Source organism: Sphingobacterium wenxiniae (assembly GCF_900116225.1).
GTDB lineage: Bacteria > Bacteroidota > Bacteroidia > Sphingobacteriales > Sphingobacteriaceae > Sphingobacterium > Sphingobacterium wenxiniae.
The window spans coordinates 1-16924 of the sequence record NZ_FOZZ01000005.1; the positions used below are offsets into that span (position 1 = coordinate 1).

General features: G+C 40.4%; 14 protein-coding genes. 9 read left to right on the top strand and 5 right to left on the bottom strand.

All coding sequences use genetic code 11. The features are described 5' to 3' along the window. A partial coding sequence (locus BM375_RS07930) for a transposase (RefSeq protein WP_139227531.1) occupies window positions 1-256 on the top strand: 256 nt, incomplete at its 5' end. 72 nt (window positions 257-328) lie between these two features. Here BM375_RS07930 and BM375_RS07935 read toward each other — a convergent pair. From BM375_RS07935 to recQ, 4 genes are all read right to left on the bottom strand, one after another. Then, on the bottom strand, window positions 329-1561 hold the full coding sequence (locus BM375_RS07935; RefSeq protein WP_093365034.1) for a site-specific integrase: 1233 nt from the start codon (window positions 1559-1561) through the stop codon (window positions 329-331). A 259-nt stretch (window positions 1562-1820) separates the two neighbouring features. Continuing rightward, the gene (locus BM375_RS07940; RefSeq protein WP_093365036.1) at window positions 1821-2000 is read right to left on the bottom strand and encodes a hypothetical protein; all 180 of its coding nucleotides are present in this window, start codon (window positions 1998-2000) and stop codon (window positions 1821-1823) included. A 354-nt stretch (window positions 2001-2354) separates the two neighbouring features. Then, window positions 2355-3170: a 3-deoxy-8-phosphooctulonate synthase gene (gene kdsA / locus BM375_RS07945; protein WP_093365039.1), complete on the bottom strand. Its 816-nt coding sequence runs from the start codon at window positions 3168-3170 to the stop codon at window positions 2355-2357. 251 nt (window positions 3171-3421) lie between these two features. Further along, entirely contained in the window at window positions 3422-5611 is a 2190-nt protein-coding gene (gene recQ / locus BM375_RS07950; protein WP_093365042.1) for a DNA helicase RecQ, read from the bottom strand. Between the two features lie 96 nt (window positions 5612-5707). Here recQ and BM375_RS07955 point away from each other — a divergent pair, with 96 nt between their 5' ends. The 4 genes from BM375_RS07955 (at window position 5708) to BM375_RS07970 (ending at window position 8975) form a co-directional block, all read left to right on the top strand. Further along, the gene (locus BM375_RS07955; RefSeq protein WP_093365044.1) at window positions 5708-6673 is read left to right on the top strand and encodes a KpsF/GutQ family sugar-phosphate isomerase; all 966 of its coding nucleotides are present in this window, start codon (window positions 5708-5710) and stop codon (window positions 6671-6673) included. Between the two features lie 219 nt (window positions 6674-6892). Next, the gene (locus tag BM375_RS07960) at window positions 6893-7270 is read left to right on the top strand and encodes a DUF1573 domain-containing protein (RefSeq protein ID WP_317614816.1); all 378 of its coding nucleotides are present in this window, start codon (window positions 6893-6895) and stop codon (window positions 7268-7270) included. 90 nt (window positions 7271-7360) lie between these two features. Next, window positions 7361-8560: a pyridoxal phosphate-dependent aminotransferase gene (locus tag BM375_RS07965; RefSeq protein ID WP_093365049.1), complete on the top strand. Its 1200-nt coding sequence runs from the start codon at window positions 7361-7363 to the stop codon at window positions 8558-8560. A 121-nt stretch (window positions 8561-8681) separates the two neighbouring features. Continuing rightward, window positions 8682-8975 carry a hypothetical protein gene (locus BM375_RS07970; protein WP_093365051.1) on the top strand — a complete coding sequence of 98 codons (294 nt, stop codon included), beginning with the start codon at window positions 8682-8684 and terminating at the stop codon, window positions 8973-8975. Window positions 8976-9020: 45 nt separating this feature from the next. Here BM375_RS07970 and guaB read toward each other — a convergent pair whose 3' ends face one another. After that, complete coding sequence (gene guaB, locus BM375_RS07975) at window positions 9021-10496, bottom strand: IMP dehydrogenase (protein WP_093365053.1); 1476 nt, start codon at window positions 10494-10496, stop codon at window positions 9021-9023. Window positions 10497-11455: 959 nt separating this feature from the next. Between guaB and BM375_RS07980 the strand changes: the two genes are divergently transcribed. The 4 genes from BM375_RS07980 to gap all read left to right on the top strand — a co-directional run bounded on the left by BM375_RS07980 (window position 11456) and on the right by gap (window position 16903). Beyond that, window positions 11456-11959, top strand: a complete 504-nt coding sequence (locus BM375_RS07980; RefSeq protein WP_093365055.1) for a hypothetical protein — start codon at window positions 11456-11458, stop codon at window positions 11957-11959. Between the two features lie 221 nt (window positions 11960-12180). Continuing rightward, window positions 12181-15174, top strand: a complete 2994-nt coding sequence (gene secDF / locus BM375_RS07985) for a protein translocase subunit SecDF (protein ID WP_093365057.1) — start codon at window positions 12181-12183, stop codon at window positions 15172-15174. A 140-nt stretch (window positions 15175-15314) separates the two neighbouring features. Next, window positions 15315-15908 carry a peroxiredoxin family protein gene (locus BM375_RS07990; RefSeq protein ID WP_093365059.1) on the top strand — a complete coding sequence of 198 codons (594 nt, stop codon included), beginning with the start codon at window positions 15315-15317 and terminating at the stop codon, window positions 15906-15908. Next, a complete protein-coding gene (gene gap / locus BM375_RS07995; RefSeq protein WP_170852620.1) occupies window positions 15908-16903 on the top strand; it encodes a type I glyceraldehyde-3-phosphate dehydrogenase in 996 nt (331 codons plus the stop codon). The genes BM375_RS07990 and gap overlap by 1 nt, the downstream gene beginning before the upstream one ends. The last annotated feature ends 21 nt before the right edge of the window (window positions 16904-16924 follow it).

Below are 16924 nucleotides of genomic sequence, written 5' to 3' on the forward strand. Positions count from 1 at the left end.
CTTCGAGTATTCGCCTGATATCCGCAGAGCTATTTATACCACAAATGCTATTGAGGCTATGCACCGTCAGATCAGAAAAGTGACCAAAACGAAAGGTGCATTTACTTCTGATCAGGCACTCTTGAAGTTGGTTTATCTCACGGTTAAGGAGATTTCAAAAAAATGGACCATGCCTATTCGAAATTGGGGATTGACAATGCAACAACTACATATTAAATTTGGGGATAGAATTAAGGCCTTCGGCAACTCCTTTTAGGGTTCGCACTCGAGGCTTTCAGCCTCTGAGCACGAACCCTAAAAGGAGTGATGTGACACAGTTCAGTTTACACTACCGCCAAATGTACCACATAAATTCACTGCCTTGGAAGACAATACGATTTACATTCTGGCTGGTAATTTTCGCATAAATCTGTGTGGTAGAAATATTCTTGTGTCCCATCATTTTGCTTAAACTTTCAAGCGGAACGCCCTCTGTCAAAAACATTGTGGCGAATGTATGACGTGCAGTGTGGAATGTTACTTTTTGTTCAGTAATAATACCTGCTTGTTCAATCAGTTTACCAATGTGCTTGTTACAAGTTGCATTGGACGGCATAGAAAACACATATTCGTTTCGGGAAACTCCACGATATTTTTCAATGATGCGTTTCGGGATTTCCAAAAGACGGACGTTGGAACTAACATCAGATTTTTTTCTTCTGCTGATTATCCATTGGTGTCCATCAAAGAATGACTGAATATTACTCCATTTTAGCTTCTTGATGTCAATGTAAGAAAGTCCGGTAAAGCAACTAAAGATAAAGAGATCTTTTACAAGTTCAAATCTTGGCTTTGACGGTTTCAGTAGCAATAAGGTTTCTACATCCTCTTTTAAAAGATAGCTCCGGTCGGTTTCCTCCATACTGATTTCATAATCCTCAAACGGATTGTCACGTATCAGCCCTTTTTTGATAGCCAGCTCTGCCAAAGCGATAACAGGCATCGTATAGACCCAAACCGTATTATGTGTACATTCTTTATCAATGCGGAGAAAGAAATCAAACTCACGTATAAAATCGGAAGTAAGCTCACGGAAAGCCATATCGTCCCTATGATAACGCTCTCTTATAAATTCGCTAAGATGATTGTAACCCGTGTTATACTTGCTATAAGTGCTTTGGGAGCGTTTTCTCTTAGCGACCAGTATTTTGAAATCTTCATTTTGGTCGTTGAAAACTTTCAGTATGGCATCATCCATCACACCTACACCGAGAAATTTATTTTTTACTTTCTGTGCAGTAGCAAAGCCCTCGTGTTTCAGCATATCTTCATAAATCTTGTCGATACGCCCACGTATGTTGTCCAGCTTTTTGTTAATGCTCAAAGCTGTGGCACTCTTGCCCTCAACTCTTCCATATTTTAAATCCCAATTGTTGGGATCAATTTCTAACTTTGTACCCAAAGTCTTAGCTGTTCCGTCAATGGTAATACGTGCCATAATAGGGCCATTACCGTTCTTTTTCAATTCGTTCTTTTTCAAATAGAAAAGCAGTTTGAACGTCGATTTTTTTGTCTGCTCCATAACTCAAATGTTTAATGTTTAAAATTAAATTACATTGAGTTACAAGGAAATAGAGAAAATGGTGCAAAAGACTGAAATATAATCAGTTACTCTATGCTATTACCTTTGTCAATCGGTAACGAATTAGTAACCTAACCTTGTCATTTTAAGCCCAAAACCTATCAGACACCGAGTTCCAAACTAAGACTACTCTTTTACAAAACGTTATATAACAACGGTTCTAACCGTTTTGCTTATTTTTGCTTTTATCTAATCTTTTTTAATAGAAAAATATGAAATAAATCGCCAATAATATAACAATGGCAACAATAATTGTCCAATTCACATTTTTCCCTGCAGGCTTGTCATCAGGTTCGTCCTTTACTACATCCGCAACTTCTTGTTCTGGTGCACCTTGAATCTCTTCATGCTCATCATATTTTCTCTCATTCTCTTCCATAATATTATCCTCCTTTTATACGACATTAAATAAAAAGCCAACGTTATGTAAAAGAACAACTTAGCGAAGGTTTTGGTTTTACCAAATGGAAGAAAGGCTATTCGTATAGAAACTTTAAACAAAAATACCCTCATTAGAGCTGTCCTAAGCGTTTCGGGTGCACGACAGATTACAGTACCTCCTCGTTGTCGTCATTGCTTCGTCGTACCTCCTCGCAATGACGACAACGAAAAAATCAGATTGCTTCGTTCCTCGCAATGACGTTTTTTCAGAACCGGATTTTGTAATGCATCTGCAAAGGCAAGTCGGCGAAGAACAACAATAATGAGGGGTTTCCTAAAGAGGATTAGAAAATTACAATATCGCTTCTCTAACCCGAACCAGTTTTTCCATCAAACCATCCAACAGATCAAGGTGCAGCATATTGGCTCCATCAGATTTGGCATTTGCCGGGTCTGGATGCGTTTCAATAAACAGCCCATCTGCACCAACCACTATAGCTGCTTTGGCAATTGTTTCGATCAATGCAGGTTTACCACCTGTTACTCCAGAAGTCTGGTTAGGTTGTTGTAGGGAATGTGTACAGTCCATAATCGTCGGCACATCAAATGACTTCATCTCTGGTATTCCACGAAAATCTACAATCAGATCCTGATAACCAAAAGTATTACCCCGGTCTGTCAAAAAGACTTTATCATTCCCCGAATCCTTAACTTTATCCACAGCAAACTGCATTGAACCCGCCGACAAGAATTGTCCTTTCTTGATATTGACCACTTTCCCGGTTTCAGCAGCTGCAACCAACAGTTCTGTCTGACGACAAAGGAAAGCTGGAATTTGCAATACGTCCACATAAGCCGCCGCCATCGCAGCTTCATGGCTTTCATGTATATCCGTTACAGTCGGCACACCAAAAGTACGTCCCACCTTTTCCAATATCTTCAATGCTTTCTCATCTCCAATACCTGTAAACGAATCCACACGCGATCGGTTCGCTTTGCGATAAGAGCCTTTAAAAATATATGGGATACGGTATTTGTTAGTAATCGTAACAATACGCTCTGCTATACGCAAGGCAATTTCTTCACCCTCGATAGCACAAGGACCCGCCATTAAGAAAAACTGAGTCGAATCTCCGTTTTTGATAGCAGGCAAATAATGTAGAATCATATTTTAAAGTTTGTGGCTTTAAGCTGTATGCTTTAAACCGTAATCATCTGTATAATTTATTTAAAGATTATCGCCTACAGCCCCTATTGCCGTAAGCTCTATTTTAAAGTTTCCCATTTAAACCTATAAGGTTTTTCCTGATATGGCGGTTTTCGTGAGACCCCATTTTTCTAATGGATATATAACCAAACCTTATAGGTTTTTATTTTAAAGTTATCGGGCTGATGGAAGGAATATCTCAATACTCAATACTAATTCCCTAGCTCTGACATAAACTTGATACGCATCAACTGAATATCCTCGTAGGTGTAATCCTCTTCACCCAATTCGCTCAGTGCAGTGTCGATGGAGTCCACCTCTGCGCTTTTGAAATAATCATAAACCTCATCCTGACGATCTTGGTCAATCATTTCATCCACGAAATAGCCGATATTGAGTTTTGTTCCTGAGTTTACGATGGATTCCACCTCTTTCAATAGGTCTTCATAGCTGATACCTTTTGACGAAGCAATGTCATCCAACCCGATTTTACGGTCTATATTCTGGATAATGGATACTTTCAAAGCAGACTTGTTCGCCGTGCCCTTTACAATTAAATCCTGTGGTCGGTCAATCTCATTTTCCTCTACGTACTTCTTAATTAGCTCTACAAACGATGCCCCGAACTTCATAGCTTTACCTGCTCCAACCCCCTGTATCTGCTTTAATTCATCCAACGACACCGGATAATGCGTACACATCTCTTCCAACGATGGGTCTTGGAAAATAACAAACGGAGGTAAAGATTTTTGTTTGGCAATCTTCTTACGCAAGTCCTTCAACATCTTCAATAGCTCCACATCTAGTGCACTGGAAGCTTGCATCACATCATCTCCGCCCTCTTCTTTCGCTTTTTCCATCGGACGGTTAAGAACGAACCGCAATGCATAAGGATTCGCTATATATTTCCGTCCACTTTCCGTCAGCTGTAACAGCCCGTAATGGTCAATATCTTTCTTGAGGAAATCGTTAAGCTCAGCTTGGCGAATAAGTGAATTCCAATAATTCACACCCTTTTCCTTACCTTTTCCGAACAGAGTATGTGTATCATGTTTATAGGAAGATATCGGTTGATTGTTCTGTCCTACCATGACATTAATCATGTGGTGGTCATCAAACTTCTCTCCTTGCTCCTGAATGAATTTCAATACATCCAGAAGTGATTCTTCCGCGTCAAAATAAGTCTTTTCTGTACGACAGTTATCACACATATTGTTACAACCAGTCTCGTCGAACTGCTCTCCGAAATAATGTAATATCTGTTTCCTTCGACATACCGAGGATTCCGAATAATCGATAACCTCCTTGAGTATTTGTGTTCCTATTTCCCGTTCGGAAACAGGTTTATCTTTCATGAATTTTGTCAATTTTTCAACATCCTTCTCAGAATAGAATGCCAGACAATAGCCTTCGCCTCCGTCACGTCCCGCACGGCCTGTCTCTTGATAATAGCCTTCCATCGACTTTGGAATATCATGGTGGATAACATAGCGCACATCCGGCTTGTCTATCCCCATACCAAAGGCAATGGTCGCGACAATTACCTCTACATCTTCCATAAGGAATTTGTCTTGTGTGTCTGCCCGTGTCTTAGCATCTAAACCTGCATGGTAAGGCAACGCCTTTATTCCATTAATATTCAACACTTCCGCAATCTCTTCTACTTTTTTACGGCTTAGACAGTAAATAATCCCTGTTTTCCCACTATTGGCTTTTATAAATCGGACAATTTCTTTAACAACATCAATCTTCGGACGTACCTCATAGTAAAGATTCGAGCGGTTGAACGAAGACTTGAACAAGGTAGCATCGTTCATTTGGAGGTTCTTACGGATATCCGACTGCACTTTGGGTGTAGCTGTAGCAGTCAAAGCAATGATAGGAATATTTTCGCCGATACCGTTAATAACTTGTCTGATTTTTCGGTATTCCGGACGGAAATCATGTCCCCATTCCGAAATACAATGCGCTTCATCTACTGCTACAAATGAAACATTTATCTGCCTAAGAAACTGCACATTATCTTCTTTGGATAAAGACTCAGGCGCTACATATAACAATTTTGTCTTTCCATCAGTCACATCCTGTTTTACACGAGTAATTTCTCCTTTATTGAGCGAAGAATTCAGAAAGTGCGCAATACTATCTCGTCCACCAAAAGCCCGCAACTGATCCACTTGATTTTTCATCAAGGCTATCAGCGGAGATATAACGATTGCCGTTCCCTCGCTCATCAACGCAGGCAGCTGATAGCAAATAGATTTACCCCCTCCCGTAGGCATAATCACAAAAGTATCCTTTTTATTGAGGATATTCGTGATGATAGCTTCCTGATCCCCTTTAAAGGTATCAAAACCAAAAAACTCTTGCAGATTGTCAAATAATGACTTTTCTATTTCCATCGACTGTTGAACAAAAAATTAGTTAGACCTGTACCTCTTTTGAATCTGAAATAACTTACTTTTGTAATTTCTAAAATAAAATTAGACATTTTTTCCGTGATACACAACATTGATATCAAAAAGACAGCCATAGACACCTTACTCCTTGAAGCCCATGCTTTAGAAGGATTGGTGCAACATATTGACACTGACTTCGAAAAGGTCATTCAATCCATATTAGAGCTGGATGGACGGGTCATTGTAACAGGTATAGGAAAAAGTGCTATTATCGCTCAAAAGATAGTAGCCACTTTCAACTCCACAGGTACTCCGGCAATCTTTATGCATGCTGCAGACGCCATACACGGTGATTTGGGAATTATCCAGAAAAATGATCTCATCATCGCTATTTCTAAAAGTGGAAATACACCTGAGATTAAAGTACTTGTTCCTTTTTTAAAACAAACTGGCAATATTTTGGTAGCCATGGTTGGTAATTTAAGTTCTTTTCTGGCACAACAAGCTGACTACATCTTGAACACGACTGTGGACCGTGAGGCCTGTCCGAATAACCTTGCTCCTACAACTAGTACCACTGCCCAATTAGCAATGGGCGATGCGCTCGCTGTGTGTTTGCAAACCTGCCGACAGTTCTCTGATCGGGATTTTGCAAAGTATCATCCGGGCGGTGCTCTTGGTAAGCAACTTTACTTAAAAGTAAGTGACCTTTCCGATAATAACGGCAAACCTGCCATCGACACAGACGCCTCCGTCAGAGAAGTTATCATCACGATTACCAATTTCAGATTGGGTGCTACGGCAGTGCTATCCGACAACAAGATTATTGGTGTTATCACCGATGGAGATATCCGACGTATGCTGGAAAAGCACGAAGATCTCAGCAATCTTACCGCAAAAGATATCATGAGTCAGAATCCAAAAACAATTGAAAAATCAGTTTTAGCGGTCGATGCCCTACATAAGATGCGTGAAAACAATATCACACAGCTCTTGGTCACGAATGAGGGTCAATACGATGGCATCATTCATATACAGGACTTATTGAAGGAAGGTATTATTTAGTTTTTTGTTTAAAGGTTAGAGGTTATAAGGTTAAGGTTTAAGGGTTAGGAGTTAATTCAATTAAACAGTTAACCGTTTCACCAATTAAACAGTTCACCAATTAACCACATTAACTGTAAAATTTTTGTAGGTTTTGGAGAAGTTATCAAAAAAGCCAAATGGTATTTCTATTTTTGGCGCATAATTTGAGTATATTTGGTAAAACTAAATTAACGAGATATGATGAAGAAAGCATTAGGAATACTTACCATGTTGGTAGCAGTAATAGGTTTCACAGCAATGGGATTAGCGATTGGTGAGTTTAAGTTTGAAAAAGAAACACATGATTTCGGCAAAATTGAACAAAGCAAACCGGTATCGTATGATTTCAAATACACCAATAGTGGTGATGCGCCGATTATCGTTTCCGAAGTAAAACCGTCCTGCGGATGTTCGGTAGCTGAATTTACAAAAACACCTGTAAAACCAGGTGAGACTGGCACAATCACCGTTACCTTCAATGCTGCTGCGAAAGGACCTTTCACCAAGCAGTTTACGGTAAGATCCAATACGAAAACTCCTGTCAAAACCTTGACTATTAAAGGTGCAGTAGAATAAGATATTGATTGGGTAAAACAAAAAAAGCCATCAATGATGGCTTTTTTTGTTTTTTATAATACTTTTGAACCAAAATTAAACTAAAACAGCATGCCAAAAATATCGAACAAAGGCATTAACATGCCTGCTTCACCTATCCGCAAGCTCACACCTTTTGCGGACAAGGCAAAAAAAGAGGGTAAGAAGATATATCACCTTAATATCGGACAGCCCGACATCGAAACACCGGAAGTCATGCTCAATGCTTTAAAAAACATTGACTTCAAAGTATGGGCTTATACGCCATCGGAAGGAACAGCTTCATATCGTAGCAAACTAGCGGAATATTACAACAAGCTCAACTATAACGTGGAGCCTACAGACATCTTGGTAACCAATGGAGGATCTGAAGCCATTACCATTGCCATGCAAGCTTGTCTAAATCCGGGAGAGGAAATTATTATCCCAGAACCGTTCTATGCCAACTATAACGGCTTCGCATGTTCCTCAGATATTGTTGTCAAGCCTATCATGTCCTATATCGACAATGGTTTCGCACTTCCTCCTATTGCGGAATTTGAGAAATTGATTACAGAGAAAACGAAAGCTATCGCTATCTGTAACCCGAACAACCCGACAGGTTACCTTTACTCACGCGAAGAGTTGGATGCTCTTAAGGAATTATGTTTAAAACATGATCTTTATCTATTTTCTGACGAAGCCTATCGAGAATTTTGCTATGACGGCCGTGCTTTCATTTCACCTATGCATTTAGATGACCTAGAGGAGAATGTGGTGGTACTGGACACGGTGTCTAAACGCTATTCTGCCTGTGGAGCACGTATAGGCTGCTTAATCACTAAAAACAAAGAACTATATCAGGTAGCTTTAAAATTTGCCCAAGCACGTCTAAGCCCGTCTTTAGAAGGGCAGATTGCAGGCGAAGCCGCCGTTGACACACCTGACAGCTACTTTGAAGCGGTATCCAAAGAATATACAGCACGTCGCAATACCTTGGTAGAAGGACTGAATGCCATGGAAGGCGTATTCTGTCCAAATCCGGGAGGTGCTTTCTACGTAGTCGCAAAGCTCCCTATAGACAATGCCGACGTATTCTGTCAATGGATGTTGGAGGAGTTTGCATACGAAAGCGAAACCGTCATGATGGCTCCAGCCACAGGTTTCTACAGTAGTTCTGACGCAGGGAAGAACGAAGTACGTTTAGCCTATGTGCTCAATCAACAGGACTTGAAAAAAGCCTTGACCTGTCTTCAAAAAGCATTGGAAGTCTATCCAGGTCGAGTAAGTTAAAAACGTTTATATCAAATCTAGAAAAAATCTCCTTGGTCATTATGACCAAGGAGATTTTTTTTTCCAAAACAAAACCACCTTTCTATATGTTCTATCCTTAGAATCAAAAAATAAAAGTGATATGGATAAGTTGAAAAAATTTGATTTAATGGAAAAAATAACCCGAGAACTGGAAGATGTCCGTCATAGCCAACAGGCTGTTTTGGAAAAGATCGGTAAGATCGAGGTGGACAATATCGAACTCGGGGACAAGGTTATCGAAAACAAAATTCCCGACATTTATCAGCGTACAGCTGAAAATGCCGATGCTATCAAAGAAATTCTGGAATCATTTCAACAGAAGACAGAAGAATTTGGAGAGAAGAACAATGTCGACAAACTTCGGGAACAAGAGGCTATCAATAATTTAAAATGATAATCAAACAAAAAGGGCTTGCAAATGCAAGCCCTTTTTGTTTGATTATCCTCGACTATTGTAGTTCGGTGCTTCTTTCGTAATCGAAATATTATGTGGATGTGACTCTCTTAAGCCAGCACCTGTAATCCGCACAAATTGCGCTTCTTTCAATCTTTCGACTGTCGGTGCTCCACAATAGCCCATTGAAGCTTTCAATCCACCAATGTATTGGTAAACCACTTCGGCCAATGTCCCCTTATAAGGCACACGTCCTACAATGCCTTCTGGCACCAATTTTTTTATATCGTCTTCTACATCTTGAAAATAACGGTCTTTGGAACCTTTTTGCATAGCTTCCAACGACCCCATCCCACGATAAGATTTGAATTTACGTCCTTCGTAAATAATGGTTTCACCCGGTGCTTCCTCTACACCAGCAAACAATGATCCAGCCATAATGGTATCAGCACCAGCAGCTATAGCTTTCGCTATATCCCCCGTTTGTTTAATACCACCATCAGCGATCAATGGAACCCCCGTACCTTTTAAAGCTTTAGCCACTTCATATATCGCATACAATTGTGGGACACCTACACCCGCGATAATCCTTGTCGTACAGATTGATCCCGGACCGATACCAACTTTAACAGCATCAGCTCCTGCTTCAGCTAATGCCTTTGCTGCTGCGCCTGTTGCAATATTACCAACGATTACCTGCAACTCAGGGAATGCGCCTTTCACTTCTTTCAATTTATCAATTACTCCTTTGGAGTGACCATGTGCCGTATCAATCGTTACCACATCCACACCTGCAGCCACTAAAGCTTCCACACGCTCCAAAGTGTCTGCCGTAACCCCTACCGCAGCACCTACCAATAGGCGTCCATGAATATCTTTTGCTGCATTTGGATAATGCTTATATTTCTGAATATCTTTAAAGGTAATCAAACCCTTCAATATACCGTTTTCATCCACTACCGGTAGTTTTTCGATTTTCTCATTTTGCAAAATCTCTTCTGCCTGAATCAAGTCTGTACCCACTGGAGCAATGACCAAGTTGTCTTTAGTCATCAACGTATTAATCGGTTTTGACATATCCTTTTGGAAACGCAAATCACGATTAGTCACGATACCAACCAATTTTCCTTCAGCATCCACGACAGGGATTCCGCCGATCTTATGGTCTTTCATAATTTTGAAAGCATCTCCTACGGTAGAACCTTCCAACAAAGTTACCGGATCCTGAATCATTCCACTTTCCGAACGCTTTACTTTACGAACTTCGGCAGCCTGCTCAGCGATACTCATGTTCTTATGCAGCATACCGATACCGCCAGCTTGTGCAATAGCAATAGCCAGATCAGCTCCAGTTACAGTATCCATAGCGGCTGAAACTAAAGGAATGTTTAATCTGATTTTTCTTGTCAATTGGGTGCTCGTATCGACATCACGAGGCAAAACTTCAGAGTAAGCTGGTACTAATAATACATCGTCATAAGTGAGACCTTCAGCTACAAATTTTTGTGGATCTAATTGCATATGGCAAATATCTTTGGGGTTTCTATTTGCGAGGCAAAACTACGTATTTTCTCTTACTTTTCCAAATAAAATATTCTTTTGAATAAGGTAAGCGCATATTATTTTCAACCCGTTATGCATTATGGAATAAAAAGCATCCTAAATTGTCCTTTGCTATCCGTAGTGTTAAGCGGATCGCACTACGGATGGGGAAATAAAAGGTAGTCTGAGACTACCTATCATAACAAAGTCCTTAGACACCCTTCGGAAGTCGAAGGACAGTAAGAGGTAGGTGATTTGGAATTATTGCCCCTCCTATCCGTAGTGTTGAGCGGAGCGCACTACAGATGGGGAAATAAAGGGTAGTCTGAGACTACCTACCATAACAAAGCCCTTAGCCCCCCTTCGAAAGTCTAAGGACAGTTAAAGGGAGAAGTATATAATATCTGAGCGGAATATTTCCGACGTTAAACCCTAATTGCACTATAGTTAAACCCTAGTTAAAAGGGACTTGAAGGGGCTTCCACGGACTTTAGCGGACTTTAGCGAACTTCTTCTCTTAATATTAGTAGTTTTTTATGATTAGAAAACAACCCCTCCAAATATACTTTTTTTAGCAGAAAATGAACTAACAGGTTACTAAGAAAAACATATCTTCACGTTTTACACTATTCGGTATCGAACAGTTCTCAGAAATAAAAATTTCAAAATATACTTATTCCCCTGCTAGCCGTAGTGTTGAGCGAAGCGCACTACGGATGAGGGAAATAAAGGGTAGTCTGAGACTACCTATCATAACAAAGTCCTTAGACACCCTTCGGAAGCCTAAGGACAGTAAGAGGTGGGTGATTTGGAATTATTGCTTACAGATAAAGTAATCTTTTCTTTTTTTGGCAGACTATTTGCTTAGAGCTTATTCAAGAGGGATTCAATAGTTGATTTCCTCAGTTTAAGTTAACATTATATATAATTAAAGATCCATGAAAAAAGTATTTTACTCTTTATTAGCGACTTCAATCTTGGCAATGGGGGCACAGGAACTTAAAGCACAGACGCGTTACAGGACTGCTTTGGGTTTAGGTATCGATGTGGGTGATGGACCTACTTTAGTTGGACCACAAATAAAGCATTTTTTTGATGGACAAAATGCCGGAAATGCACAGGTTCTTTTTGGAGATGACGTAACTGTATTAGGTGTGGACTATTCTTACAACCAGGCTATTCGAGGTGCAAACGGTCTAAGTTGGTATGTTGGTGTGGGGCCGCAATTGACTTTTATAAACCATGGACGTTGGCACAGTGGTCACTGGGACGGCGATAATCATACGGATGTTGCTATTCGCCCAGCGGTAGGATTAGAATTCAAGATTCCTACTGCTCCGTTGGCTTTCCACTTTGATTGGAAACCATGGTGGAATTTATCCCACGATTCAGATTTTGAACCAGCCCGTTTTACTTTAGGGTTTAAATTCACCCTTAAATAAGAAGTAGGTTTACCTTTCTAAAGATGCCCGTAGCTCACTACGGGCATTTTTTATACCTATTTTCCCTCCAAAAAGCATAACCAAAATTTAATTGTCATATATATACAATAATCTTCGCTTTATACAAAATTTTTATACCTTTGCGAATCTTGGCTACAATTAGGAAAAGCCTGAATTTGTTAAGAAATTATTAAAACTAATACACGAATTACTAAAAGACAATGCAGAGTAAAGGGTTGATTAAATTTTTGGTAGTAGTGGTATCAATAGCATGCCTCTATTCCCTATCATTCACATTTGTTACCCGTAAGGTTGAACGTGAGGCCGCTGAATACGCAAAAGGCGACATGGCTAAAGAAAAAGCGTATTTAGACTCTATGGCCAGTGAAGATGTTTACAATTTAGGAATTGCAAAATTCACGTATCGTGAGGCAAAAGCTAACGAATTAGCATTAGGCCTTGACCTTAAAGGTGGGATGAACGTAACAATGGAGATTTCCTTAGAGGAATTGATCCGCAATTTAGCCGACAACCCAAAAGACGAGAAATTTAATGTTGCATTGGAAAATGCCGTTAAGAAAAGTAAATCCGTAAACAAAGGTGTTGTTGATCTATTCGTTGAAGAATACAAAGCGGTAGGCGGCACAACGCCATTGGCTTCTTTCTTCGCTACGAAAGACAACGCTTCTTTAATCCAAGCAACCGACTCCGAAGGAAAAGTACGCAGCTTCTTAAACCAAGAGGCAGACAATGCTATACAAAACTCCTACAAAGTCTTGCGCACACGTATCGACAAGTTCGGTGTGGCTTCTCCGAATATCCAGATCCAACAAGGAACAAACCGTATCCTTATCGAGCTTCCGGGTGTTAACGATGAAGACCGTGTACGTAAACTATTACAGGGTTCTGCAAAATTGGAATTCTTCGAAACCCATGACAATTATCAGGTATATCCTTTATTGGAGAATATCAATGGTATTTTGGCCCCCTCATTGAAATCCAACAAGACTCCTGCTACAACTACTCCTGCTGACACAGCTGCGGTAGAAACAACCAAATCCGATGAGAACTTATTGGCGAACTTAGGTGCGGGTAGCACAAACAATGCAGATTCTGCTGCTGTTTCTGCTGAATTAGCAGCTAACAACCCATTATTCGCTATCCTAAATCCAGCAACTTACGTAGAGCAAAATGGTCAACCTCAGTTGATGCCTGGTCCAATGGTAGGTATCGCTAACTTGAAGGATACTGCTCGTGTAAACGAATATTTGAACCGCCCAGAGGTTCGTTCTATCATTCCGAACAACCTAAAATTATTATGGGCTGTTAAACCTGAGCAAAGAACACCAAACTTCCTTTCTTTGTATGCGATCAAAACATCGGGTACAGAAAGCGGAGCAGTAATGACTGGTGATGTCATTACGGATGCACGCGATAACTTCGACGAACGCAACAATCCGGTTGTCTCCATGCAGATGAATACCGATGGTGCTCGTCAATGGCGTAAAATCACTGCACAAGCTGCACAGAACAGAGAGGCCATTGCTATCGTATTAGACGGCGTTGTTTATTCAGCACCTAACGTAAACGAAGAAATCCCTAACGGAAACTCACAAATATCCGGAAACTTTACTATCGACGATACAAAAGATTTAGCAAACGTATTGAAGGCGGGTCGTCTTCCTGCTACTGCTAAAATCGTAGAAGAAGCAATTGTAGGCCCTTCTTTGGGTCAAGCTGCTATTGATGCTGGTGTAAATTCTGCTGTAATCGGTATTATTGTGGTAATGATTTTCATGATTGTCTACTACAACCGTGCGGGTATTGCAGCCAATATCGCTGTATTGTTCAACGTATTTTTCTTAATGGGTATCTTGGCATCACTGAATGCTGTATTGACCTTACCTGGAATTGCAGGTATCGTGTTGACGATGGGTACCGCAGTGGATGCCAACGTACTTATTTATGAGCGTATCCGTGAAGAATTAGGCTTAGGCAAATCCATCCGCCAAGCTATTGCTGATGGTTACAAACATGCTATGCCATCTATTCTGGACTCACAGATCACCACTTTCTTGGTCGGTATCGTGTTGTTCTTCTTCGGTAGTGGTCCTATCCTAGGTTTTGCAACTACGTTGATGATCGGTATCATCACCTCACTCTTTACCTCTATCTTTATCTCCCGCTTGATTTTCGAATTCATGCTGGAAAAAGATTGGAAGATTTTAGTATCCTTCCCTTGGTCTGCAAACACGTTACAAAACGCAAACTTCAAGTTCATTAAGAAACGTAAAACTTTCTATGTTATTTCTATTATAGCGTCTATCATCGCTTTGGCGGCCATCTTTACCAAAGGATTTACATTAGGTGTAGACTTCAGTGGTGGTCGTACGTATACAGTAGCCTATGAGAAACCTGTAGATTTGGAAGAAGTACGTAAGAACTTGGATGCAACTTTTAACTTGACTACAGAGGTAAAAACTTTCGGTAGCTCCAATCAGGTGCGTGTAACAACAACTTACCATATTGACAACACCAATGATGAAGCAGATGCGGAAGTATTGGCCAAATTGAATGAAGGTTTATCCAAAATATCGGGTAATGGCTATGAAATCGTGTCTTCCCAAAAAGTAGGACCTACTATTGCGACGGACATTAAAGATCGTGCTATCTGGTCCGGTATCTTCTCTATTCTCATTATTGCGGGTTATATTTTGGTACGTTTCCGTAAATGGCAATACTCTATCGGTGCTGCCGTATCTACAATCCACGATGCGATTATCCTGTTAGGTTTATTCTCTATCTTAGATGGTATCGTTCCGTTCTCATTAGATATCGACCAGCACTTTGTCGCTGCTATCCTAACTGTTGTCGCTTACTCTGTAAACGATACAGTAGTTGTATTTGACCGTTTGAGAGAATACCTGAACAAGCCAAATGCACATCGTGAAGATTTTGGTGATACTGTGAACAGTGCAATCAACTCGACATTGAGCCGTACCATCATCACATCGTTGACGATTATCTTCGTATTAGCGGTATTATTCATCTTTGGTGGTGAAGTAATCAGAGGTTTCTCTTTCGCCATCTTGATCGGTATCGTCGTAGGTACCTATTCATCCATTTTCTTAGCAGCTCCAACCGTTTACGATTTGGGTAAAGGAAAACACATACATGAAACAAAAGCAGAAAAAGCTAAAATCGTGACCCCATAGTCACTTTCAGCCTTTTCTAAACAAAAAGCCCTCGGAAAAATTTTCGGGGGCTTTTTGTTATATTATTGTCTATAGATGACATCCCAGCCTCTACTCTCCTATTTTTTTGTTAGTTTTGAATTCAATAAAAAACACAACGCATGAGAAAACTATTCATCGGACTTTCTATCAGTTCACTTCTAGCTTTAGCATCTTGTCAGTCAGAGAAAAATAACAATACGCAACAGCAAGCGAATGAAACTCCCGCAGCGTCCCAACAGGAAGCTCAAACTATAGCAAAACCTCAACAGACTGTACCTTTAGCAAAAGAGCCGGCTACAACAATACCTCCATTCAAATTCTATAAAGTAAAATCTGGAATGGCCTTCAGCAATGAAGATATTCCTGCAAATAGAAACAATGTGTTCCTTCTCTTCGATCCGAGCTGCGGACATTGCCAACATGAGACTACACTTCTAGCAAAAAACTACGATAAACTAAAAGATGTGAATCTTTATTTTGTTTCCATGAACGATCCTGCATTAATGGCTACCTTCTTGGAAACTTTTGGCAAAGAGTTAGTTGGCAAACCCAATGTAGAGGTTTTATACGACCGCAATCAATTATTTATACAGCTTTTCCATGTACCTAAACAATTCCCAGCAAACTACGTTTACAGTGCTGACGGCAAGTTGAAAAGCAGTTGGGAAGGCGAAAAAGACATCAATTCTGTAATCGCTGAATTCACTAAATAATGAAAGTAGCCATCAATGGTTTTGGGCGCATTGGACGTAATACGTTAAGAAATATCTATAGGCGCAACCTCGAAAATCTCATTGAGGTTGTTGCCATTAATGATTTAACAGATTCTGCCACACTTGCCCATCTGTTGAAATACGACTCTGTACACGGACCGTTTGAGGTTTCTATTGCTCATGATGAAAATCATCTATTCATAAACAATAAACCGATACAGGTTTTAAGAGAAAAACACCCAGAAAAGCTTCCCTGGGCAAGTCTAGGTATTGATGTGGTTGTTGAATCTACAGGCCTGTTTACCTCAAGAGAAAAGGCTGAAGGTCATTTAAAGTCAGGCGCTAAACAAGTCATCATCTCAGCGCCATCCTCCGACAGAGATGTCCCCACCGTCGTACTAGGCATTAATGACGAACAGTTTGATTGGAGGACGCCTCTCTTTTCCAATGCATCCTGCACCACAAATAATGTAGCACCACTAGTTAAGGTATTAGACGAAAACTGGGGGATTAAAGATGGTTATATCACGACCGTACATTCCATGACAGGAGATCAGAACCTACATGATGCCCCACACCGTGATTTACGTCGTGCGCGAGCTGCCTCCTCTTCTATTATTCCAACAACAACCGGAGCAGCCAAAGCTATCACCAACGTGTTTCCACACTTGGAAGGCAATCTTGGTGGAGCAGGTATACGCGTCCCTGTACTGAACGGTTCCTTGACCGATTTCACTTGCACTTTGCATAAGCAAACTTCTGTAGAAGAAATCAACCAAAAGTTTAAAGAGGCTGCTGAAGGTTCGTTGAAGAGCGTCCTGTACTATACCGAAGATCCTATTGTATCCGTAGATATTATCAATAATCCTTATTCCTGCGTCTTCGATGCACAACTTACTTCTATCGTTGGCGGATTGGTCAAAGTAGTGGGTTGGTATGACAATGAGTTTGGTTATTCCAATAGAATGGTCGACATATTAGTTTGTTTATTATAGAAGCGTAGCTTCTATAATAAA